Source organism: Paenibacillus sp. FW101-FHT12H11, assembly GCF_058790355.1.
Genome location: NZ_JBYTCO010000005.1, coordinates 453,101 through 475,870, shown reverse-complemented (window position 1 = coordinate 475,870; position 22,770 = coordinate 453,101). Strand labels below are relative to the sequence as shown.

Annotated in this window: 24 protein-coding genes; 15 read left to right on the top strand and 9 right to left on the bottom strand. The window is 44.3% G+C overall.

Annotated features, from left to right (window positions below; translation table 11 throughout):
* Positions 1–19 precede the first annotated feature (19 nt).
* The 3 genes from AC3WTJ_RS18980 (at position 20) to AC3WTJ_RS18970 (ending at position 4,557) form a co-directional block, all read left to right on the top strand.
* Positions 20–1,369 (top strand): glucose-6-phosphate isomerase, encoded by a 1,350-nt coding sequence (locus AC3WTJ_RS18980; RefSeq protein ID WP_492523139.1) that lies wholly within the window; start codon positions 20–22, stop codon positions 1,367–1,369.
* Between the two features lie 15 nt (positions 1,370–1,384).
* Complete coding sequence (gnd, locus tag AC3WTJ_RS18975; RefSeq protein ID WP_127457221.1) at positions 1,385–2,803, top strand: NADP-dependent phosphogluconate dehydrogenase; 1,419 nt, start codon at positions 1,385–1,387, stop codon at positions 2,801–2,803.
* A gap of 122 nt (positions 2,804–2,925) precedes the next feature.
* Positions 2,926–4,557: a hypothetical protein gene (locus tag AC3WTJ_RS18970; protein ID WP_492523138.1), complete on the top strand. Its 1,632-nt coding sequence runs from the start codon at positions 2,926–2,928 to the stop codon at positions 4,555–4,557.
* A 51-nt stretch (positions 4,558–4,608) separates the two neighbouring features.
* Here the strand turns inward: AC3WTJ_RS18970 and AC3WTJ_RS18965 are convergent, their stop codons facing one another.
* From AC3WTJ_RS18965 to AC3WTJ_RS18955, 3 genes are all read right to left on the bottom strand, one after another.
* The gene (locus AC3WTJ_RS18965; protein WP_492523137.1) at positions 4,609–5,424 is read right to left on the bottom strand and encodes an ABC transporter permease; all 816 of its coding nucleotides are present in this window, start codon (positions 5,422–5,424) and stop codon (positions 4,609–4,611) included.
* Complete coding sequence (locus tag AC3WTJ_RS18960) at positions 5,421–6,434, bottom strand: ATP-binding cassette domain-containing protein (RefSeq protein WP_492523136.1); 1,014 nt, start codon at positions 6,432–6,434, stop codon at positions 5,421–5,423. The genes AC3WTJ_RS18965 and AC3WTJ_RS18960 overlap by 4 nt, the downstream gene beginning before the upstream one ends.
* A gap of 87 nt (positions 6,435–6,521) precedes the next feature.
* The gene (locus AC3WTJ_RS18955) at positions 6,522–7,214 is read right to left on the bottom strand and encodes a Dph6-related ATP pyrophosphatase (protein ID WP_492523135.1); all 693 of its coding nucleotides are present in this window, start codon (positions 7,212–7,214) and stop codon (positions 6,522–6,524) included.
* A 208-nt stretch (positions 7,215–7,422) separates the two neighbouring features.
* Here AC3WTJ_RS18955 and AC3WTJ_RS18950 point away from each other — a divergent pair, with 208 nt between their 5' ends.
* Positions 7,423–7,878, top strand: a complete 456-nt coding sequence (locus AC3WTJ_RS18950) for a DinB family protein (RefSeq protein WP_492523134.1) — start codon at positions 7,423–7,425, stop codon at positions 7,876–7,878.
* A gap of 150 nt (positions 7,879–8,028) precedes the next feature.
* On the top strand, positions 8,029–8,457 hold the full coding sequence (locus AC3WTJ_RS18945; protein WP_492523133.1) for an HIT family protein: 429 nt from the start codon (positions 8,029–8,031) through the stop codon (positions 8,455–8,457).
* Between the two features lie 61 nt (positions 8,458–8,518).
* On the opposite strand, the gene AC3WTJ_RS18940 is transcribed toward AC3WTJ_RS18945, so the two are convergent.
* A complete protein-coding gene (locus AC3WTJ_RS18940; protein WP_492523132.1) occupies positions 8,519–9,310 on the bottom strand; it encodes an SDR family oxidoreductase in 792 nt (263 codons plus the stop codon).
* Between the two features lie 209 nt (positions 9,311–9,519).
* Between AC3WTJ_RS18940 and AC3WTJ_RS18935 the strand changes: the two genes are divergently transcribed.
* Positions 9,520–10,413, top strand: coding sequence for a LysR family transcriptional regulator (locus AC3WTJ_RS18935; RefSeq protein ID WP_492523131.1), 894 nt, complete (start codon positions 9,520–9,522; stop codon positions 10,411–10,413).
* 1 nt (position 10,414) lies between these two features.
* Positions 10,415–11,176: a spermidine synthase gene (locus AC3WTJ_RS18930; protein WP_492523130.1), complete on the top strand. Its 762-nt coding sequence runs from the start codon at positions 10,415–10,417 to the stop codon at positions 11,174–11,176.
* On the opposite strand, the gene AC3WTJ_RS18925 is transcribed toward AC3WTJ_RS18930, so the two are convergent.
* Positions 11,139–11,987 carry a nicotianamine synthase family protein gene (locus tag AC3WTJ_RS18925; RefSeq protein ID WP_492523129.1) on the bottom strand — a complete coding sequence of 283 codons (849 nt, stop codon included), beginning with the start codon at positions 11,985–11,987 and terminating at the stop codon, positions 11,139–11,141. The two genes, AC3WTJ_RS18930 and AC3WTJ_RS18925, sit on opposite strands and share 38 nt — an antisense overlap.
* 177 nt (positions 11,988–12,164) lie before the next feature.
* On the opposite strand from AC3WTJ_RS18925, the gene AC3WTJ_RS18920 reads away from it, so the two are divergent.
* Positions 12,165–12,749: a GNAT family N-acetyltransferase gene (locus tag AC3WTJ_RS18920; protein WP_492523128.1), complete on the top strand. Its 585-nt coding sequence runs from the start codon at positions 12,165–12,167 to the stop codon at positions 12,747–12,749.
* 52 nt (positions 12,750–12,801) lie between these two features.
* Here AC3WTJ_RS18920 and AC3WTJ_RS18915 read toward each other — a convergent pair whose 3' ends face one another.
* From AC3WTJ_RS18915 to AC3WTJ_RS18900, 4 genes are all read right to left on the bottom strand, one after another.
* Entirely contained in the window at positions 12,802–13,887 is a 1,086-nt protein-coding gene (locus tag AC3WTJ_RS18915) for a Ger(x)C family spore germination protein (RefSeq protein WP_492523127.1), read from the bottom strand.
* Positions 13,874–14,953 carry a GerAB/ArcD/ProY family transporter gene (locus AC3WTJ_RS18910; protein WP_492523126.1) on the bottom strand — a complete coding sequence of 360 codons (1,080 nt, stop codon included), beginning with the start codon at positions 14,951–14,953 and terminating at the stop codon, positions 13,874–13,876. Before AC3WTJ_RS18910 ends, AC3WTJ_RS18915 begins: the two co-directional genes overlap by 14 nt.
* Positions 14,946–16,280: a spore germination protein gene (locus tag AC3WTJ_RS18905; protein ID WP_492523125.1), complete on the bottom strand. Its 1,335-nt coding sequence runs from the start codon at positions 16,278–16,280 to the stop codon at positions 14,946–14,948. Before AC3WTJ_RS18905 ends, AC3WTJ_RS18910 begins: the two co-directional genes overlap by 8 nt.
* A 147-nt stretch (positions 16,281–16,427) precedes the next feature.
* Positions 16,428–16,853: an SRPBCC family protein gene (locus AC3WTJ_RS18900; protein ID WP_492523124.1), complete on the bottom strand. Its 426-nt coding sequence runs from the start codon at positions 16,851–16,853 to the stop codon at positions 16,428–16,430.
* 227 nt (positions 16,854–17,080) lie between these two features.
* Between AC3WTJ_RS18900 and larA the strand changes: the two genes are divergently transcribed.
* The 7 genes from larA (at position 17,081) to AC3WTJ_RS18865 (ending at position 22,762) form a co-directional block, all read left to right on the top strand.
* The gene (larA, locus tag AC3WTJ_RS18895) at positions 17,081–18,346 is read left to right on the top strand and encodes a nickel-dependent lactate racemase (RefSeq protein WP_492523123.1); all 1,266 of its coding nucleotides are present in this window, start codon (positions 17,081–17,083) and stop codon (positions 18,344–18,346) included.
* Positions 18,347–18,502: 156 nt separating this feature from the next.
* Positions 18,503–18,964 (top strand): MarR family winged helix-turn-helix transcriptional regulator, encoded by a 462-nt coding sequence (locus tag AC3WTJ_RS18890; RefSeq protein ID WP_492523122.1) that lies wholly within the window; start codon positions 18,503–18,505, stop codon positions 18,962–18,964.
* 37 nt (positions 18,965–19,001) lie between these two features.
* A complete protein-coding gene (locus AC3WTJ_RS18885; RefSeq protein ID WP_492523121.1) occupies positions 19,002–19,379 on the top strand; it encodes a VOC family protein in 378 nt (125 codons plus the stop codon).
* Between the two features lie 13 nt (positions 19,380–19,392).
* On the top strand, positions 19,393–19,836 hold the full coding sequence (locus tag AC3WTJ_RS18880; RefSeq protein WP_492523120.1) for a GyrI-like domain-containing protein: 444 nt from the start codon (positions 19,393–19,395) through the stop codon (positions 19,834–19,836).
* A 22-nt stretch (positions 19,837–19,858) separates the two neighbouring features.
* Complete coding sequence (locus tag AC3WTJ_RS18875) at positions 19,859–21,166, top strand: ankyrin repeat domain-containing protein (protein WP_492523119.1); 1,308 nt, start codon at positions 19,859–19,861, stop codon at positions 21,164–21,166.
* A gap of 133 nt (positions 21,167–21,299) precedes the next feature.
* Positions 21,300–21,878, top strand: coding sequence for a TetR/AcrR family transcriptional regulator (locus AC3WTJ_RS18870; RefSeq protein ID WP_492523118.1), 579 nt, complete (start codon positions 21,300–21,302; stop codon positions 21,876–21,878).
* 62 nt (positions 21,879–21,940) lie between these two features.
* Positions 21,941–22,762 (top strand): SDR family NAD(P)-dependent oxidoreductase, encoded by an 822-nt coding sequence (locus AC3WTJ_RS18865; RefSeq protein WP_492523117.1) that lies wholly within the window; start codon positions 21,941–21,943, stop codon positions 22,760–22,762.
* The last annotated feature ends 8 nt before the right edge of the window (positions 22,763–22,770 follow it).

Below are 22,770 nucleotides of genomic sequence, written 5' to 3'. Positions count from 1 at the left end.
CTAAAAGGAGAGGTTCCACATGGCTATTTCATTTAATTATTCCAGCGCATTACCGTTTGTTCAGCAGCACGAAGTTGATTACTTCAGTGAGTTTGTAAAAGTGGCGCATGACATGCTTCATGAGAAGAAAGGTCCGGGCTCCGATTATCTCGGCTGGGTGAATCTGCCGCTTCAATATGATAAAGAAGAGTTTGCAAGAATCAAAGAGGCTGCACAGCGCATTCGTGCCAATTCCGATGCCTTGATCGTCATTGGTATTGGCGGTTCCTACTTAGGCGCAAGATCCGCGATCGAAGCGTTGTCTCACACTTTTCATAATCAAATGGATGGACATACACAAGTTTATTTTGCCGGTCAAAATATCAGCTCCACGTATATCACGCACTTATTGGAACTGCTGAAAGATAAAGATGTTTCCTTGAACGTCATCTCCAAATCGGGAACAACAACGGAACCGGCTATCGCATTCCGTATCCTGCGAGATTATATGGAGAAAAAGTATGGGAAGGAAGAAGCGAAAAAACGCATCTATGCAACAACAGACTCTTCTAAAGGTGCTTTGAAAAAGCTGGCTGATGAAGAGGGCTATGAAACCTTTGTCATTCCCGACGATGTAGGCGGCCGCTATTCCGTACTTACTGCGGTAGGACTTCTGCCGATTGCTGCGGCGGGGCTCGACATTGATCAAATGATGGCTGGAGCCGCGGCGGCTGCACAGAAATACAATAATGCTGACCTGGCTACCAATGAAAGCTATCAGTATGCAGCGGTTCGAAACGCCCTTTATCGTAAAGGGAAAAGCATTGAGCTGTTGGCGAATTTTGAGCCGTCCTTACATTATGTTTCCGAATGGTGGAAGCAGTTGTTCGGCGAGAGCGAAGGCAAGGACCAGAAGGGTCTATATCCGGCGTCTGTGGATTTCACGACTGATTTGCACTCCATGGGTCAATATGTCCAAGAAGGTCGTCGCGATCTGATCGAAACGGTGCTTTCTGTGAAGCAGCCGAAAATCGAGTTGACAATTGAAAAGGACTCCGCCAATTTGGATGGTTTGAACTTTATTGCAGGCATGACGATGGACGAAGTGAACAAGAAGGCGGCGGAAGGCACGCGACTTGCCCATGTTGACGGAGGCGTTCCGAATCTGATCGTTGAATTGGATGCACTGAATGAGTATACGTATGGCGAAATGGTGTACTTTTTTGAGAAAGCATGCGGCATCAGCGGCTTGCTGCTTGGTGTAAACCCGTTTGATCAACCTGGCGTAGAAGCATACAAAGTCAATATGTTCGCTCTACTAGGCAAACCTGGTTTTGAAGCGCAAAAAGCCGAACTACAAAAACGTATTGCTGCAACTGAGCAAAAATAAGAGGAGGAAATTACGATGAGCAAACAGCAAATTGGCGTAGTTGGATTGGCCGTTATGGGGAAAAACTTGGCATTGAATATCGAAAGCAAAGGTTTCTCCGTTGCTTTATATAACCGTTCACCAGAGAAAACGAATGAACTTTTGGAGGAAGCGCCAGGAAAGAACTTTGTAGGTACTTACAGCGCTGAAGAATTCGTACAATCCCTTGAGTCGCCGCGTAAAATCTTAATTATGGTTAAAGCAGGCCAACCTACGGACGATACGATCAATTCACTTATCCCTTACTTAAGCCCAGGAGATATCCTCATCGATGGCGGTAACGCTTATTTCCCTGATACGCAGCGGAGAAATAAAGAACTTCAAGCCAAGGGATTCCGTTTTATCGGTGCGGGTGTTTCGGGCGGTGAAGAAGGGGCTCTGAATGGACCTGCGATCATGCCAGGGGGACAAAGAGACGCGTACGAATTGGTTGAGCCAATCTTAACGGCTATTTCGGCCAAAGTGAACGGTGATCCATGTTCCACCTATATTGGAGCAGACGGCGCAGGGCATTATGTTAAAATGGTTCACAACGGCATTGAATACGGTGATATGCAGCTTATTGGGGAAGCGTATCACTTATTAAAGGATGTACTCAATTTAAGTACAAGCGAATTACATGACATTTTCACGGAATGGAACAATGGCGAGCTTGATAGCTATCTGATCGAAATCACAGCCGATATTTTTGCGAAAAAAGATCCGGAAACGGGCAAACCGATGGTGGATGTGATCCTTGATTCCGCTGGACAAAAAGGAACAGGAAAATGGACAAGCCAAAGCTCATTGGATTTGGGAGTGCCATTGTCCATTATTACTGAATCTGTGTTCGCCCGTTTTATCTCAGCCATGAAAGAAGAGCGTGTTGCTGCAAGTAAACGTCTGAATGGTCCCGCGGCGTCAAGCTATGACGGTGACCCGAAAGAATTCATTGAAGCTGTTCGCAAAGCACTCTACACAAGCAAAATCGCTTCCTATGCGCAAGGTTTTGCCCAAATGAGAGCCGCTTCTGACGCGTACGGTTGGGACTTGAACTACGGAAACATTGCGATGATCTTCCGCGGCGGCTGTATTATCCGCGCAAGATTTTTACAAAATATCAAGGATGCTTATGATCGTGACCCTGCATTGAAAAACTTGTTCCTCGACGAGTACTTCGGCAAAATCGTAGACAATTATCAAGATGCTTGGAGAAAAGTTGTTTCGGTAGCTGTGACAAGAGGGATTCCGGTTCCTGCGTTTGCTTCCGCGTTAGCCTACTACGATAGTTACCGCACAGAAAGACTGCCTGCTAACTTATTGCAAGCACAAAGGGATTATTTTGGAGCCCATACATTTGAGCGTGTAGATAAAAAAGGCAGCTTCCATTTTCAATGGATGGAAAACAACGAATAAATCGCATAGTCGTGTGTAAGAAGGAAGCCGTATAATTGCGGCTTCTTTTATTTGCGCAACAATCGGAAAGGTACTTACGTCTAATAAGCTGTTAGACAAACACAAAGATGAGGAGCCTTGGATTGAGAAACCGTACCTTATGGAAGTTATTTACTGTCGTGCCATTTCTGGCGGCCATGCTCTTGATCGGAATCATACATACGGTGATGTTGGCCAGAGAACAGGTGATGCCGTTCGCAGAGCCTTATGGACGGGCGACTTTATTGCCTGAGCTCGCTTCCCAGGCAGGTCCTGTTCAAATGACCGGGAACCAATCTTTTGCCTATCGTTCAGGAAATGAACTGATCTATGTGAAGATTGACAATGAAGGCCGGAGCAGCTCAGTAGTGCGACCTGTGCCGGACGCGGAGATTTTCCAGTCCTATCGCCTTATTGGTGAGGCAAAAGCCGTTTGGATCGGTGCAAGCAACAAGTTGTATGCGAGTGAATGGGACAATGGGAATTGGTCCCCGAGAAAATTGCTGACTGAAACCGAAATAAATGGCTTTCAGGCCCTACAGGCGGGAACGGACAAAACTATACTTCTCACGTATAACGATGAGGCACTCATTGTGGGCATATCGTCTGGAGAGGAAGCACCAAATTGGATAAAGCTGAACGCTAGTGGAATTAAACAGGTACAAGGTTTTATGGATAAAAACGGCTTGCTGTCCGCTGTTTATGCGACTAGTAGGGAAGGGAATACTGCCCTGCACGTTGCCAAACTGGATACCAAATCCGGGAAAACGGTCGTCATGGAGAAGCTCAAGGATCTGGAGTTGGTTAATAGGTATTTAGAGGATTATACGTTGTATGCAGACAACTCTTTACTCAGGGTCGCCTATACGATCAGCTCAGCTAAATCAGGGAAGAGTAGTTTACAGATGCTCACATTTCCTTGGGATCAACCTGCTGATGTACAAGATGAGCGAATAGATCTTCCAGGCTCGGAGACCAGTGACTCAGATACAATCTTACAACCTATCTTCGCTGAAACAGATACTGGCGAAGCCACACTTATCGTTTCATCCGTTTATGAAAAAAATCGACGCTTGAGCAGCCAAGAGGTGTATCAATTAAGTTTTCATGAAACTCAGCTGGAATCATCAACAAAAATCAGTCAAAATGGCGGATTTGCTCAATATCCTAAGCTTGTGCAAAGTTCGGATACTCGCTTAGCTGTTTGGCTTGATTCAGTGAACGAAGCGTCTTACCGTGTCTACTATGCGACAGATCAACAGCCTTACCGGGAGAGGATGAACCGGCTTACAGCAGATGACCTGCGAACAGCTGCCGAGAATGTACCGCTGCTATGGGGGATCAGCCTCGTCACCTGGTTTCTAAGCCTGAAGTGGATCTTCTTGCCAGGTATCTATCTGCTGGTGCTCAGCGCTTTTTGGCAGCATCAATACGATTCCCGCCCGCGGTTGCATTTTTTCATATCACTTGGCATGTACGTTGGAGTTAAGGCACTATTTATACGAGATTACCGCAAAGCTGAGGCGCTCCAAGTGATGCCTGAAGTCTTCCAACCAATCTTGAGTTACTTATTTATGCTGATGATTATGGCTTTACTTGCTTATGGAAGTACGCGGCTATGGAGAAAAGGGCTGGATGATCGTAATATTGGTTTGGAATTGTTTTATTTTGTGCTTCTCGATGTCTTGATGACGAACTTATGGTATTCCTATTTTATGTCCCCTGCAACTTTCTAACGATGAATAAGGCTGCCACGTAGCTGAGTGGCAGCCTTGCTGTATTATCTTTTAAGTTCTGCGCATATAGGCAATTACTGTGATAGGTGCAAAGATGGCCACAATGACAATCGCTCCGAAAAGCGAGATGGCGAGATCCCAGCCGACAGTGCCCGCGTTGGCAAGTTCTCTTACGGCGGAGACGAGGTGAGAGATCGGATTGATTTTAACAAACCATTGAAGCCAGCCTGGCATGGTATCCACAGGTACGAAGGCATTGGATAGAAACGTAAGAGGGAAGAGTACAAGCATCGATATCCCTTGAACGCTTGAGGCTGTTCGGGCAATCACACCGAAGAAGGCGAAGATCCAGCTGATCGCCCAAGAGCAGAAGATAACAAGAAGCGCAGCGATCGCCACATGTCCCAAACCACCCTCAGGACGATAGCCCATGATAAAACCCATGGAGAAGGTGAGAACTGTAGCAATAGTATATCGAATCGTATCAGCTAAGAGTGCTCCCGCCAAAGGTGCAATCCTCGCGATAGGCAGTGACTTGAATCGGTCGAATACGCCTTTATCCATATCTTCCCGCAGTTGGACACCTGTAACAATGGAGGTCGTGATAACGGTCTGCACGAGAATGCCAGGAATAATGACGGGCAAATAGCTCACTACGTCGCCCGATATGGCGCCGCCGAAGATGTAAGTGAACATGAGCGTGAAAATAATGGGCTGCAGGGTGACATCGAACAATTGTTCAGGCGTGCGCCGAATTTTCAGAAGTCCTCGATAAGCCATCGTTAACGAGTTGCGCACCGATTGGCTGAAGCTTGTATGGTTCTTCAATTTACGCTCAGCAGGCGGTAGAATCGCAGTGTTCTTCATACGCGGACCTCCTGTCTGCTGTGCGACTCATCGGATAGCTGGGAAGTATCCCCAACGCCTTGACCGGTAATGGTTAAAAATACTTCATCAAGGGTTGGCTTCTGCACACTCATCTCCGCCAAATGAATGCCTGCTTCTCGCAAGGCAATCAGCAGGTCCGTGACAAGATCTGCGTGGGTCATGGGTGCTGTAATTTTTCCAGACGTGACCGTCGGGCGAACCTTGAGCACTTGCTCGATGATCCGGCAGGCAACCTCGATATCTTGCAGATTGCTCACGATTAATTGCAAAGATGAGGTGCCTACAGAGGCTTTCAATTCATCCACAGTTCCTTCAGCGACTACACGCCCGCGATCGATAACCGCTACTCGGTCGGCGAGTTGATCGGCTTCTTCGAGGTACTGTGTGGTTAAAAGGATGGTAGAACCTGTGTTCACCAACCGGCGGATCGTGTCCCACATTTGTGAACGTGTGCGTGGATCCAGACCTGTCGTAGGTTCATCGAGGAAAATAAGAGGGGGCTGCGCGATAAGGCTCGCCGCCAGATCCAGTCGGCGGCGCATACCGCCGGAGAAGTTTTTCAAGGGCCGTTTCGCGGCTTCGGTCAAGCCAAATTCCTCAAGCAACTCCCCTGTTTTGTTCCTGGCCTCTGCGCGGCTTAGACCAAGAAGCCGGGAGAAGATCATCAGGTTCTCTGTCGCGCTAAGCGACTCATCTACCGATGCATACTGGCCGGTCACGCCGATTAGTTGACGAACAATCTGCGACTCTTTCACAACATCATGGCCGAAAATTTTCGCCGACCCTCCGTCGGGTCGAAGTAACGTTGCCAGCATGTTAATGGTGGTCGTCTTGCCGGCGCCATTAGGACCAAGCACGCCATAGATGGTACCCGCCGGTACGCTCAAATTCACGCCATCGACCGCACGATTTTGGCCAAAAGCTTTGGAGAGCCCGCTTGCCTCGACTGCCAGAACTTCAGAATTACGCTCACTGAATGTCAGTTCCAATGCAATTCCTCCTACATAATGAATTACTGTGGATTATAACTTGCATTTATAAACTGTATATAAACGGAAATTCATGGGTAGTCGCTATTAGACCTGGTTTAGCGTCAAAGGCAAAAAGGCATATTCGCCGTGCGTGACAATTTCTCCTTTGTGAACGCTTATGCGATGTTTGAAAAGGGGACCATCAATGACCGTGGTATGGAATTCGCCTCCCTCGCCACAAGGATCAATCCCGTGGGTTACAAGCTCCTCCACAAAAGCTAGGGTTAACGTTCGACCAAGATCATCTTCCCGCATTCCTAACGCTAAATTAACGGTAACAACAATTGAAACAAAACCTAAGCGAATGAATTCCTCAACGGTTTCACGGTGATCCATTTCCCATAGCGGCATACCTAGTTTTAATCCGGCAATGCTCGATACTTTGTCCTGCCAACAACCATGAGCCGTCAACTCAAGATCTCCCGTGACTAGCACCTCCGCACCTTGCTTTTTAGCATCTTCTAAAAGGTGGATAAACACTTCTTCGTAATCAGCCCAACTTGCCGGTGCCGTGTAGACAGGCAAACCAATGGATTCGGCTTGAGCCCGTATAAGATCGGGTGGTGTCCCGTGTGATCGGGAACGTTTTCCTTCCTCCTCCAGCATAACGATCAGGCCAAGAGCTTTTCCTACTTTCATTGCTTTATAAAGCGCAAGGACACTATCTTTTCCTCCGCTAAAAGAGGCGATAAACGGTTGGCCATTAGCGCCATTTCTCCAGTCTGCGACTGCTGTCATTCCTTGCATCCCCTTTTACACCTAAGTTATATTGCCTAATTCTATCATGAGTTGCTCAAAAAGAATGCCAGTAATAGAATTAACAACTACTTATATTTTGATATCAGGATATGAGATATTCAATATCAGCAATATGTATTATGCAAGATAGGAGAAGGTGTTGTATATTTCTTGAGAATGATTATTCTAACTTAGGAGAGTTGAGCAAATGAGAAACGATTTTATTTTCCATATTTTAGATAAACATCTCGAACAATTCATTGAATTGGTTGAAAGTTGCCCAGAAGACAAACGAAAGGTTGTTCCTGAAGGTTTTGTCAACAGTATACATTGGCACCTAGGACATGTACTGACGGTTACTGAATTTCATGTTTTCGGTCTTTCCGAGCAGCCACTCGTCCTTCCAGCCAATTACCAGCAGCTATTTGCCTACGGCTCAAGACAATCCCATTGGCAAGAAGAACCGCCAGCATGGGCCATATTAATCGCTCAGTTGAAAGAACAGCGTAATCAGATTCATGAGTTGTTGAAGGATAAGTTGGAAGAACCTGTGAAAGAAAATTTTTTGAAAGGTGATAATTATGGAGAGTTGATTGTTTCAACTGTGCTGCATTTAGTTAATCATCTTGGCATCATATGGGCTATGCTAAAAGTACTGAAATAATCGTTGAATTCCATAAAACTATGCTAGAAGGCAGCCTTTCCATGTGGATTGGTTGCCTTTTTCCATTGGAAGGCAGGATAGCACGGAAGCAGTGAAGAATTTTATAAGAAAAATTTGGCCTAAGGCAGTTTCAGGAGGGAATGAGTGTCAATGAATCATGATTTAGAGTGTTTAGGCTGTAGATTAGCACATGGTCTTGAGCCAACTCATGTTGTATACGAGGATGAACACGTGACGTGCATCTTAGTGATTGACCCATGCAGTGAGGGACATAGCATTATTTTGCCTAAAAAACATTATGCGGACGTTGACGATTTGGACTTGGAAACTGCCCAATCTGTGATGAAAGCCTCAGCTAACTTATCGAAAGGATTAAAAACGTTATTCCACCCGGATGGAATCAGCATGATGCAAAATGGGGGAAAGTTTAGCGATTTAGGGCACTTTCACATGCACATCTGGGCTAGATATGAGAATGATGGGTTCTCATGGATAGATCCGTTGGATGTTGGCGCAAGGGAACGATTTACGGAGACAAGAGAGAGACTCGCAAGCGCGATTGCAGACTTAGGAAAGTGATTGCAAAGAGCTCTAAGGAATTTCAAGACCTTAGAGCTCTTTTTATTTAATCTAATAAAAATCAAATGGTTGATAACGTCCCGCCGTCAATCACATATTCGCTTCCTGTAATGGAAGCTGCACGGTCAGACACCAGGAAGGCGGCAAGCTCAGCCACTTCCTCCGGCAAGCCCGGACGCCCAATCGGAATGCCTCCGAGGGAATTCATCAGTTCTTCCAGAGCGGCTTCGCGGCTTCCAGCCGCAGTAGCGATACGGTCAATCATACGATCCGCCGCTTCTGTTTGGATGAAGCCGGGTGCTATCGTATTTACGCGAATCCCTCTCGGGGAAAATTCCTTGGATAGGCCCTTGCTGTAAGTGGTAAGGGCCGCTTTGGATGCAGCGTAAGCCAAAGTTGTTTCGTACAGCGGCATTTTTCGCTGAATGGAGCTTACGTGAATAATGGCACCTTTGCCTTGCTCGACCATTAGCGGCAGCAAGCCCCTGTCCAAGCGTACGGAACCAAGAAGGTTCACATTTAGAGTTTCCATCCAGTCTTCCTCCGTCAATGCCAAAGCACCGCCAGGAGGAGTGGAGGCACCGCCAACCGTATTAATCAAAATGTCGATACTGCCGAGTTTCTCATAGACAGCCTGAATAATGACCGCGGTACCTTCCGGCTTCGTAATGTCAGCTTGAACAAAGTGGACGTTTGGAATCTCGTTATCCGTTGGAATTTGGCGGGCGGTTGTGAGCACGGTAGCACCGGCTGCCGCAAGCCTATTCACGATCGCTAAGCCCATTCCTTTTGTTCCACCTGTTACTAATGCGCGTTTTCCTTGAAATTCATGCTCATATGAAGACAGTTTCATTATTATTATCCTCCTGTGTGTTAAGTTCTGATGATGTGAGTCTTGGTCACAGGTATAAGCTTAAGTCCAATTAAATCATAAGTCTAATTCATATTAATTATAAATTACATTATTATTTTTCATATAAATTCTTCAACCTTGCTTCAATCATTAGCAGTATGTATGATAACAGCAGGAATGATAACTATTATGCATTAAGGAGAGGCGATATGGAGCTTACTCAATTAGAATATTTCCTGGAAGTTGCCAGGATCGAACATCTGACGAAAGCCGCGGAAGCTTTATCCGTCACACAACCTGCACTTAGCCATTCCATTTCAAAGCTTGAAGCTGAGCTAGGCGTACCGTTGTTTGAGCGGAAGGGCAGAAACCTGCAAATTAACCGTTACGGAACCATGTTCGCGAAGCGAGTTGAGAAGATTTTGCAAGAGGTAGAGCGAGGAAAACAGGAGATCGAAGAATGTTCCAATCCTGAGTCGGGGATCATCTATCTTTCTTATTTAAATATATTAGGTGTAGGTTTAATTCCTCAATTGATACGTGAATACCAGAAAGCTAACCCGAAAATCACCTTCGAGTTGACACAGGGAGATAAGGGGGCGATTCTGGAGCAGGTCGAGAAGGGCTTCTCCGATGTAATGATTACCTCGGAAAGACCCGTCAGCGACACCTACGAATGGGTACCAATCCTTTCGCTGCCGTTGTATTTGGTGGTCTCTTCCGATCATCGTTTTGCGGGCAGGGAATCCATCAGCTTAAAAGAAATTACAGGGGAGCCGTTCGTTGGCTTGAAGCATAACTGCTCTTTAAGAGATTCGCTTCTCACCCGTGTCCATCACATGAATTTCACCCTCGCGTCCACCTACGATGCGGAGGACCTTCCAACGGTGGCCGGTTTCGTAGCGGCAGGACTTGGCGTTTCTGTGCTGCCCAAAACATCTGGATTGCACCTGGAAGGTCTACAATGGATACCAATCCAAGAGGAAGGTTGGTTATGGGAAGTTGGACTGCATATCAAAAAAGACCGGTTTCTGTCCCCGGCCACGCAGAAATTCGTTAGCTTTGTGAAAGAAAAAGCAGACCAACCAGAAAGGAATCAATAACTTGGAGTTACTTTTCAAAACTTCTAGCCCTAATCATGAGATTTCCGTTTACGACACTACTGAGCTGTATGGTGAAAAGGGAAGGTTTCGAGTCATGGAGTTTTCTAACAGCGCCATCCAAGGTGCGATGGATTTGAATAATCCGACACATATCTTATTTGAATATCCACGAGCTATGATTCATCTAATTGAATATAACATCCCGTCTATCGAGAAAATGTTTATTGTCGGACACGGGATTGGGACGATAGCTGGCTATTTTTCTGAAGAGCAATGCAAGGTAGTAGAAATAGATCAGACTGTGGTGGAGTTGAGTACAAAGTTTTTTGGATATAGGAAGGATAATGTCAGAATAGGTGATGGCCGTCAAATCCTTGCGGATGAAAAGAAACATGATTATGATGCAATTGTCTTGGATGCTTTTACTGAAAAAGGAACGCCTACGCATTTGATTTCGAAGCCATTTTTTGAAATTTGCAAAGAAAAGCTTGATCCTTCGGGACTGATCGTCATGAATCTGTTTGGTAAAGGCGACAATGACCAACTCGTGACCGCTATTCATTCAACGCTAAGTGAGGAATTTGCTTATATAAAAGCATTTATTCTACCATCAGAAGGCTCAGCTGATATTCAAAATTTCTTGCTTGCAGGAAGTCAAGAACCGATTGGGTTCCAAGCTCGCCATATGGCAGGCTTTACGCAGATAGAATTGGGTCAAGGGTATATCATTCGGGACAAAGCCGATAGAAGCGAGCTGAATTGATTACTCGATTTGCTATCGGCGATGTCCGGCCAAGGAGTCGCCATCCAGCCGCGGCGATCGCTTCCTCGTTAATCGCTTCATACATGAGCTGACGGATGCCTTCCGCTGTCCGTATAACGACCAAGGCATTCGGATTCGTCCGGCGGATTTGTTCAAGTGTTTTATCTTTCTGCGTAACAAGGCTTGCAATAAAAACATGCTGGTAAGAAGCATAATCGAAGTCCGCACCATCTCCTTGCACGACTTGCACGTTATCGTTTAAATGAATGCGTTCCATTATGGAACATGCAGCCTCGCAAGCATCCGGATCCATATCCACACAGATGACGCTCACATTCCATCTAAGATGGAGCAGTATCGCACTCAGCGGCAGAGGCCCGCTTCCGACAAAAACAATAGGCGTAGAAATCTCCTCGGACCGAATGATCCTGCGCAGCTGTTTCAATTCCTCGCCAACAAGACTGTCATAATTCCCCCAGTTTTTATATTGGAATAAGCTCGCTAATCCGAATTCGGGCTGATCGCAGAGGCGTCGCGAGTCGAACAATTCCATGCCGTACTCGGCTTCGGACAGCTTGGCAAGCAACCCTTTTTGGCGTGTGGCGACTTCAATATTCTCCATCACATACTTGACTTCTTCTGGTGTGTATACTTGCCTGAGTGCCTCTGTGAAAATAGAAATCGGTTTCGTGATCGCGGAATTTGAAGGGGTCAGATCCGACTCCCGTTGAAGGACATCGTAGGTTTCTTTTACAAGAGCTATCAAATCTGATATCCGCTTAGACGGCTCTGTCGTAGAACAATATTCCATAAGCGTTTACCTCCTGTCCATTTCCGTACAATTGCTTGAACCCAATATATTCGAATAATTCATTATTTAGAAATGAATTTCTGCTTCAAAGGGGAAGGAAGGGAAGGATTGTTTCATGGATGTGGAGAAAATTTGTGGAAGAGAAAAGTTTAACCATTTCGATAGGAGGTATTTGCGATGAGCATTCAAGCATCCAGCCCGATTTTATATACGATACCAGAGAGCTTTGAGAGTGAACGTTTGCTAATAAGAGCTCCCTTATGGGGAGATGGTGCGATGGTTAACGAAGCAATTAGAGAAAGTATGGATGAATTGCGTCCCTGGATGCCGTGGGCTAAACAAATGCCCACTGTTGAAGAGTCCGAAATAAACATCCGACGAGCCAGGCTGGAATTTTTAGATCGGACAGATCTCAGATTACTACTGTTTCTGAAGGAAACCGGTCAGCTTATTGGCAGCAGCGGTTTACATCGCATTGACTGGGAAGCTCGCAAATTTGAAATCGGTTATTGGTTGCGTACACCTTTCAGCCATAAAGGTTATATGACGGAAGCCGTAGCCGCCATCACGAACTATGCCATACATGAGTTGCATGCTAATCGAGTTGAAATTCGTTGTGACGGACGCAATACACGTAGCGCGCGAGTTGCTGAACGTCAGGGGTTCACGTTAGAAGGAATCCTTCGACAAGAGAAGTGTGCGCAAGATGGTACTTTGAGAGATACAATGGTTTTTGCAAAAGTTCGCGGTATTGAGTTTTAGTTCATCTCAGAAATGAAAAGGAACCTGAGGTCATTCACAGGTTCCTTTTTTGTCATTTCGTTAAATTTGAACGCATTTTAATTAAACCTTCATTTTGGATATCTGTATGAAAGTGAAGATCCATTTTCAGCTGAGGGTAGTATTCGGTTCGCCAATTCTGCAAATCTTTTCTTGGAATGATGGTACGGAAACGCTGCCCAATTCCTAGAATGTCAGCTTCACTCTTTTGGATTTTTGAAAATAGCATTTGGAATCTTTCTGTAATTAGCTTTTCTAATTCTTGTATAATGAGCGTTTGGCTTGGATTTCCTTTTGTCTCCAGGACGACAACTTTCAATTTGATTTGTGTATGCATATAAGGTTTATTGTCAACAAGCTCGCTATTATACTTCATCGAATTACTAACAATTAAGACACTCGCATGATCCATGACCTCGATTTTTCCCTGTGTGCTTTCCTTGTTGAAGGCATTATACAGAAGAGTTTCGTCGGATGTGATCTGTTCAACCATCTTCCCATTTTTAATAACAGATGAGCCTATATAGTCACAAGGGGAGGATTTACCTGATTTAATAATAGGGATCGCAATGTCATTGGTGTACGAATATATACTACGATAAATTTGCCAGATCTGTGCTCGAGCAATCTGTGGGTTCCAACCCGCATTTTTCTCGAAAAAGTCGTAAACAAACGCTTGTTTGGGGACTGTTGTTTTCTTTTCATTGGCTAAATACTTTTCAATTTCTTCGTCGCAGATAACAACGTACGCTTTAAGCGAAATTTCCCCGTTTCTCATGAAACCAGCGATAATATCTTTCAACCCTTGCTGTGCAAGTTTTTTTTCAATAAGAATGACTTTAATATGGAATAAATCGATTTGTTTTTCTTTATTCATACTGATTTTATCTACCGCTTGGGAGATTGTTTTACCAGTTTCACTGATTAAATTCAGTTTTATCGCATTCTGATCCAACTCAGGGTCTTGCAGGATGACTTTGTACTCATCATTTTGCTTGCTTATAGCCATAACCAGTGGTAAAGTACGATGATTTATGTCCTTATTATCCCAACAGCCGCTCAGCGTAACTACCATACTTAGAAGTACAATAACTTGCAACGAAATCTTAATTGAGTTCATGCCCCACCTTCCTTTTAAAACGAAGCCCCAGAAAATAAATAGACAACGGAACGGAAACTAAAACAAAAAATCTTAAAGGAGTGTTCCATAGAAATAGATTGCCGACGCTATTCCAATCCGGAATCATTAAACAGGAAACAAAGATAACAACCGAGATCGCGAGCAATAGATAGAACGGCTTAATGATTGGTAAACACTTGCTTATTATGCGATTAGCCTGCCATAAGGTTATGGAAATGAATAGCATACTGAAAGTAATCAGTGTAAGCAAGAAAAACATGGTCACTCTGTCAAACATGAACCATGAAATATTAATGGTCTCCACAACAACGACAAAAGGAAAATGAAGTGTTACTGCTGTAGCCTCCCCGAAGGTGAGAATAGGAATATAGACGGAGAAGATAAAGAAGGGAATAAGAAAAAGGGCTGCAAGAAGAATTTTTTTTCTTTGATACGTAATAACAGGTTGAATGAAGCCTAGAAACAAGAAGCCACCTGCGAAGGCAAAAAAGCTTTTAAAATAAGAGGGTTTCGTAAGGAACGAGAAGTCTTGTTCGAAAAAGGGAAAGGAGTAGTACCAATTAATGTTCTGAAACGAAGTGAAACTAATCATAGAAATTAGAGGCAGAAAAATAATGGCCAATAGTACCCCAGTGCGGAAAATGGCTTCAATCCCTTTAGCTGCAAGATACGTTGACACAAAAAGTAATAACATCATGATTGACCATAATGGGGTATTGGATAAAAAAACGATACAAATGATTTCAGAGTAAGCGCGAACGGCTAGAGTGGCGATGATGAAAAAATAAAGTGTAACCGGTAAAAGAAAAATGATAGCAGCTGCTTTTCCCGCATTGAGGTAAATCCGAATAATGTCCCACTTCGGGTAGAAGCTTAAACCCTTCATATAGATGGAAATAACAACAAAATGAACAATAATTCCTATTACAATAGGAATCCAATGTGCGGAGTCTGTACTTCCAATAATATCTTCCGGATATAGGAAAAAAATAAGCCCCAAATGAGTAAGAAGGTACATAAGCATGACGGAAATGCTTTTATCCATGATTGCTCCGATCCTTTGCGACATTGATTTGAATATAGGGAACTCCAAAAGTATTTAGACTTGCCAAGTAGGCGCATACCAGGACTAAACCCGCTAACATGCCTAACACCCCATACATGGCAGCCAGGACTACAATTAGATATTTAAATAAACGGATTGAAAGCGAATTTTGAAATCCAACCACCGTTGAATTCGCAATTGTCGTGGCGGCCAGGATAATCAGGATGAGGTTACTCACTAATTTGGCGGCAACGATAGCTTGACCCAATATAATCCCGCCTACCATAGTAATTGTGGGCCCGATACTTTTAGGTAATCTGACGCTGGCTTCCACAATTAATTCTAGAATAACTAGGATCAGCAGGATTTCTACAAGGGCAGGGTATGGTACGCTATCACGGCTTTGAGAGACTGCTAACGCAAGTTCTATTCTCAACACCTCGGGATTAACGGCTACGAGGGCTACATATAAAGCAGGAACAATTAACGTCATCAAAACGCCAATGATTCGCAAAAATCGGACGGACACCATTAAAGGTAGCGGGTAATTGCGATCGTTTTCCATCGCAAACATATCCCATAACAAACTAGGCAGAATAAGCGCTAAAGGTAATCTATCTACAAATAGTACGACCTTCCCCATACGCAAGCATTGAGCTGCCTCTAGAGGAAGTTCTGTCGTTTTAAATTTAGAGAAGGATTCCCAGGCGGAAAATCCCATTGTTTGTGATAAGTTTTGTATATTGTGAACTTCCTTATCCAGGTTCATTTCGAGTTGACGAACAATATTATTCACCAACTCCATTTGCACATGATTCTCGCAGTACAGAAGCGAAATTTTTTTTTTCTCATCCTTGCCAACATAAAACGATTTGACTAAAAGCTGATCGGTGCTTACTTGTTTCCTGACAATACCAATATTTTGCTCAATGTCTTCGACAAAGGAACTTAGCGGCCCCTGAAGGACGTTTTCATTCGTAGGAGGTTCAGTAAACCGATTAAGCAATTTGGGTATCGGCTGCGAAACAACAAATTTGTTGTATGTAGCGAAAAATAGGATTAATTTTCCCTGTAAAATAGATGAGATGAGAACATGAATATCACTCTCTTTGACTTCCCCGAACAGGCTTAATAATTCTTCTTCTGTTATATTTACTGAAATTGCCTTTTCAATGTACATATGTATAGCTTCTCGAGACTCAGTCAAGTCGACCAATGTGTTGAAGCCCATTAAGATAACAGAGTTATTCATAAAATAATCCTGTTGAAGAAAGAAATCATCGTTATTCAGAAATTTAGCTGTAATTTCTTTTATTAATGGATTCATTGTCCTGAGTCCCCTTTATCTTTCAAACTTTTTGTTATAATTTCCCACCGGCGAGAAATATATTCAAAGTTAATCAGCAAAAGAAATGAGAAAAACCTCCCGTAAGTAAGGGAGGTTTCCATTCAATTCAATCTATATGGCCAAATCTTATTTGGCAGTTTCGCTATATTTTTTAAAGTTGTCTAGAAACGATTGCCAGCCAGCTCTTTGCATGTCAACAGGATTTGCGCTTTCAGCATCAAATGATTCAATTACCTTGGTATCGTTATCTTGACGAATAAATGAGATCTCGACTTTTCTTCCATCGCCCATGGTGTAAGAAATGAATTCATGCGTTCTCACTTCATCATAAACGCCGCCCATGTCAAATCCAAAACTGCCATCCTTGGCTTCCAGTCTTGTAACGAATGTTCCGCCAACCCTTAAATCATTTTCGGCTCTTGGCGCGTGCCAGTCATCAGAGGCGAAAGACCATTGTGTAATATGTTCTGGTTGTGTCCAAAATGCCCACACTTGTTCAACTGGTGCATGTACTGTAGTTTCAACCGTTACTGTCTGTTTAGCTGTTTCCATAACGATTACCGCCTCACTCTAAGTATTTTGATGAACAATGGTAATTATACCATTAAATAACGGTTAGCCATAATGTTAAAGTTGTCCCGTGGGCGTCAAGGTTATTCCTGTAAAAATGAAGAAGTCTATTACTAGTTGTCTATGTTATAATTTTACTATTAAACGCTTTCACAACTCTTGTAAACAATATTGCGACTCAAATTCATGTTCACAATGGAGGGAAAGATATGCAGACGACCCTGCTGTACGGTAAAGGAACTTTAGCTGTTGATGTGCCAGACCATTCCAAGATTATCGAGCCTTATCATATGGATGGATTGCAAGAAGAGAAACTAGCCGTTCTGGAAGCTCTCAGACATCCGATTGGATCGCCGCCTTTGGCTGAGCTGGTCAAATCTACGGACAAGGTTGCCATTGTCATTAGTGATATTACACGTCCGACACCTAACGAGAAGTTAGTCCCGTGGATTCTTGAAGAGCTGACTCACGTGCCTAAAGAAAATGTTGTCATCATTAACGGTACGGGAACGCATCGCGATCAAACCGAGGAAGAACTGATTCAAATGTTGGGTAAGTCGGTTGTTGACAGTGTCCGTGTGATTAATCACCATTGCCACAACAACGATGAACTTGTGAAGGTGGGGCATAGCCAGTTTGGGTGCGATGTCTATCTCAATAAAGAGTATGTAGAGGCCGATTTCAGGATTGTTACAGGTTTTATTGAGCCTCACTTTTTTGCAGGTTTTTCCGGAGGACCGAAAGGGATCATGCCTGGTATTGCTGGAATTGAGACCATTTTGACCTTTCATAACGCCCGAATGATCGGAGACCCTTTGGCAACATGGGGGAATATGGTAAATAATCCGCTGCAGGATATGACCCGTGAAGTCAATCGGATGTGCAAGCCCCATTTTATGCTCAATGTGACTCTGAATAAATCGAAGGAAATCACGCAAGTTTTTGCCGGTGAGTTGTTTGAAGCCCATGACCAAGGGTGTGCTTTCACCAAACAGCATGCCATGATCCCGGTTGAGGGACGGTTTGATGTTGTCATTACTTCCAATTCAGGCTACCCTTTAGACCAGAATCTATATCAGGCGGTCAAAGGGATGAGCGCAGCCCATAAGATTGTTAAAGAGGGGGGGACCATCATCTGTGCCTCAGAATGCTCGGATGGGATTCCGAACCACGGCAATTATGCAGAAATTTTACAGATGCGAAAAACTCCTCATGAAATTCTCGACATGATTAACGACGGAAGCTTTCAAAAGTTCGATCAATGGCAAGTACAAAAACAAGCGGTCATTCAGGTCTGGGCCGATGTTTATTTGTACTCTTCATTAGCCGACGAAGACGTTGAAAAAGCGATGTTAAAAACTTCTCATGATATTGAAGTTACATTGGAGCAATTGAAAGAGAAGTATGGCGAGAAGATGACGGTAGCCGTTTTGCCTTTGGGACCTTTAACCATTCCATATGTGAATGAGGAGTAAGATTCAATAAAAGCTTGATGTTCGTTGCGTTTTGACCTGTAAAATGGTTGATCTACACGGGCGTCAAGCCTATATGTATAAAATTAGTTGCAATAACATCCTATAAGCCATATACTGAAATTAGTTGCAATAACATCCTATTTAAGGAGGAGTAAATTGAACGATCATTGGAAGCCTGCTAACAAGGACAGCACGGAATCACACGGGCAATATATCTCTGCCATCTATCGACACATGCAGATCCTGATCTCATCTGAGCTGCAACCTTATCGCATTGGAAGTGGTCAGTACATCTTCTTGATGTCAATAGCTTCTCATCAACCTATTACACAGAAAGCACTAAGCGAGAGGCTGCTCATTGACAAGACGACTACAGCTAAAGCGATTGCGAAGCTGGAAGCAGAAGGATATGTTCGGAGGGAAGCCGATCCCGCGGACAATCGCTATCAACTGCTCTATCTGACAGAGTCAGGTCGTGAGGTGGTGCCAAAAGTACAAGAAGCATTGAGCCGCGTCAAGAGTAAAACCCGAAAAGGTATTTCGGATGGGGAGTATGACTTGTTGAACGACCTATTGAAGACTGTCCTTCATAATCTCAGTGAACAAGAAGACGTGTAGAGGCAAGTGCTTTATATGGAGTATAATTTTGAGGAGGATGTCCATGATGATTGCGATCCCTTTTATCGTAGTGGAGAACTGTAAAGACGAAATTAATTACTACCAAAGTATTTTTGGTGGTGAGATTATTATTCTGCGCAAGCAAGGTGAAGTGGTGTTAAACGCGGACCTTCATGTTGGGACGGCAACACTTAAGTTTGCCGATGTTCTAGCGGCGAAACCGGCGTTGAAAGGTGACTATGTGAGAGTTTTCCTGAAAATCGATTCGGAAGAAACGTTCCGTGCGATCTACGGAGCATTGTCAACCGGCGGGACTATCCTTACCGAAGTATACGAGGCACCATTTAACGGTCTGCTGGCGATAGTGACTGACCGGAACGGCGTGTGCTGGGTGCTGTCCTTTTATCGAGAGTAGAAGGGAGATCCTAATGGAACCAGTCATTTTCAATCAAAGAAAAATGGTTACATTGTTCGGCTTTTCTAAAACGCATGATCATCAAAAAAGGTACAGTGATACGATTTTCGAATTGCTGGATAAAGTGTGGAAGGAAGTAAGGGAGAAGGGGCTTTCTCATAAGGGAACGAACCACGTAGTTTATGAAAATGGTCACCATATATTTGCCGGCATTGAGTTAGTTCTTCCTCCGAATGAAGATTCATTACTGGAGATGAAAGATGTTATTTTAGAAAAATATGCCTATTGCAAACACATCGGACCCTATAGCGAGCTAGATAAAACTTATGAAAGCATTCGTGCAAAAGTGAAAGCTTCAGATGAATATCATGAGCTTCCGTTAATGGAAGTGTATGGACATTGGAATGAGGATGAAACCAAACTGGAAACGGAGATTTTCTATAATCTCAAATCTTAAGTAGAAGAGGAAGGATGCTTACGTGAAGGAGTCGTTTAATGATTCTCATTATAAGGATGATCTGGACCCGAAGGTTATTCAACAATTCAAGCAGGCGGTTGATCGCAATGAGCCGGAAGCCGTAAGACAAATCCTGCAAAGCCATCCATCGCTTGTTTCACGGATAGACGAACCAAGCTTTGCCTTTGATACACCAGCAATTGTGATCGCTTCATACAGAGGTAATCGTCAGATGGTTGATGTGCTGCTGCAATTCGGAGCGGATATCAATGCCAAAAGCAGCTGGTGGGCTGGCGGATTTGGCGTTCTGCATCACGATCATCATAACTTGTCCCGTTACCTGATTGAACGAGGAGCTCATGTCGATCCGCACGCTGCTGCAGCATTAGGTATGATAGACGTCTTGCAAAAGATGGTGGATGAGGATCCAGAGGTTGTCAATCAGCGTGGTCCGGATGGGCAGGTTCCTCTCCATTATGCCGTCTCATCTGACGTCATCGATTTCCTGCTGGATCACGGCGCTGACATTGATATGCGGGATATTGACCACAATAGTACGCCTGCTCAATATGCGGTTAATAAACCTGACAAATGCAAACATTTGATTAAACGTGGTGCTCAGACGGATATCTTTATGGCCGTTCAGTTGGGAAACCTTGAACTTGTTCGCAGGATTCTTAACGAGAATCCGAATGCCCTTGAAGCTCAGGTGGGAAAAAGGGAGTTTACCTCCGGTGAATCGAACGGTGGGCACATTTATGAGTACATGATCGGCACTGGAGCGAGACCGTTTTTCCTTGCTGCGCATCTGGGACATGAAACCATTACGGAGTTGATGCTGCCGTACAGTTTAGTTGAGCAGAGATTGCTGCTCGCTTGTATACGTGCGGATGCCGAGACCGTCTATAACATGTTGAAGGAGCATCGGGGTATCATCCAATCCCTGGATTCGGAATACCAGAGTATGATTGCGAATGCAGCATGGGATCATCGGATAGAGGCTGTGCGACTCATGTTGGAGGTTGGTTTTCAGCCAGATGCGCGGCGAAATGAGCATTCGATGACGGCCCTTCATCATGCGGCGATCCGGGGGGACAACGAAATTGTCCAATTGCTTCTCGGACGTGGAGCATCCATCGATATTCGTAATGAATATGGGGGGACCCCGCTCAATAGCTGTATGTGGGGCTCTATGCACAATCAGGACCCTCAAGGGGACTATGCCGCGGTAGCCGAGAGCCTCATTGCAGCAGGCGTAACGCTTCCGGAGAGGGCCACGGGCAGTGAGCTTGTGAAGTCTGTTCTAATGCGGCACGGAGTACCGGCATGAAATAAGAGGTTATTCCATTTTGATGGAATAGCCTTTTTTTATATTGCGCAATATGAGAACGTTCGGTAAAAATAATTCTTTACCGAACGTTCTCAATGTGATATAACTATATTCAGAAGGGAGGTGATGTGAAATGCCTCGAGTCAAGGAATTTGATGTCGATGTGGCGTTGCTGAAAGCTGTGAGGTTATTTTGGAAACAAGGCTATGAGAAAACATCGATTAATGATCTGGTTGATCATTTAGGTATTCATCGCAGAAGTTTGTACGATACATTCGGCGACAAGCATCAACTGTTTCTAAAAGCCATAGAACGTTACAATGAGTACTTGAACGGGCAATTTCAATCAGGCATCACCCGCGCCGATAGTGCTAAGCAAGCTATTCGTTTTTTGTTTGACTTCATGATTGAAGGAACCGACGACAAGCCCCCAGGTTGCCTGCTTGTCAATATGGCTGTAGAGCTTGCTCCATGGGATCTCGAAGTGGATGCCAAGACTGTACAAAGCTTCGATAAAGTGGAGAAGCTTCTCGCTGAACTGATTCAGCGGGGACTAGAAAGTGGTGAGTTCGCTTCGACTCGTAACGCAAGTGAGCTTGCTGAAGAAATGCATAATACAATGCTAGGTTTGCGTGTACTCGCCCGAACCTCTACCGGCAAAGAGAAGCTTTACCGCATAGTTGGTTCCGCTATGTCGATGCTAAATATTTAATTGGAGCCTTATTTTTTTGCAAATATTAGAATGTTCATTCTTGATTACTAAAGGAGAAATAAATGATGAGTAAAGTATGGTTTATTACAGGAACTTCAACAGGATTTGGCCGCCATTTTGTGGAGCAGCTGCTTCAAGCTGGGGATAGAGTAGTTGCGACAGCGCGCAAACTTGAAGCTATTCAGGATTTTAAAGCAATAGCACCGGATCGTGTTCATCTTGTCGCTCTGGATGTCACCAAACCGGACCAAATTCAAGCCGCTGTTCAAGAAGCTGTTACTGTATTTGGAAAAATCGATATTGTCGTGAATAATGCAGGATACGGACTGTTCGGGATGCTAGAGGAGTACACGGAAGAACAAATTCGGAAACAGTTCGACGTTAATGTATTTGGTGTATTGGATGTCATTCGTGCGACACTTCCTGTATTCAAAAGTCAGGGATCCGGGCATTATATTAACTTCTCGTCTTTCTTCGGAGTTGTTTCCTTCCCGCCGTTCAGTCTATATGCCGCCTCCAAGTTTGCAGTAGAAGGTTTCTCTGAAGCATTCGCGAAGGAATTTGCAAGCTTTGGCATCAAGACGACGATTGTCGAGCCGGCTGTTTTTGCCACCGAGTTTCTTGGACACTCCCTGGAGCAGACGGAGAAAAAACCGGAGTACATTCCGTACTACGAAGCGTATGAAAAAAACTTATCAAATATCAAAATTGGCGATCCGGCCAAAGCCGTTCAATATATTATCTCCGTTATCAATGAAGGGAATGCGCCGCTGCGGCTTCCGGTTGGGTCCCAATCTGCCTATTCCATTCGCGATGCTTATAACAAACGGATGGAAGAGCTCAACGCATGGTATGATCGGTCAGCTGAAGCAGACTCGAATTAATTAATATA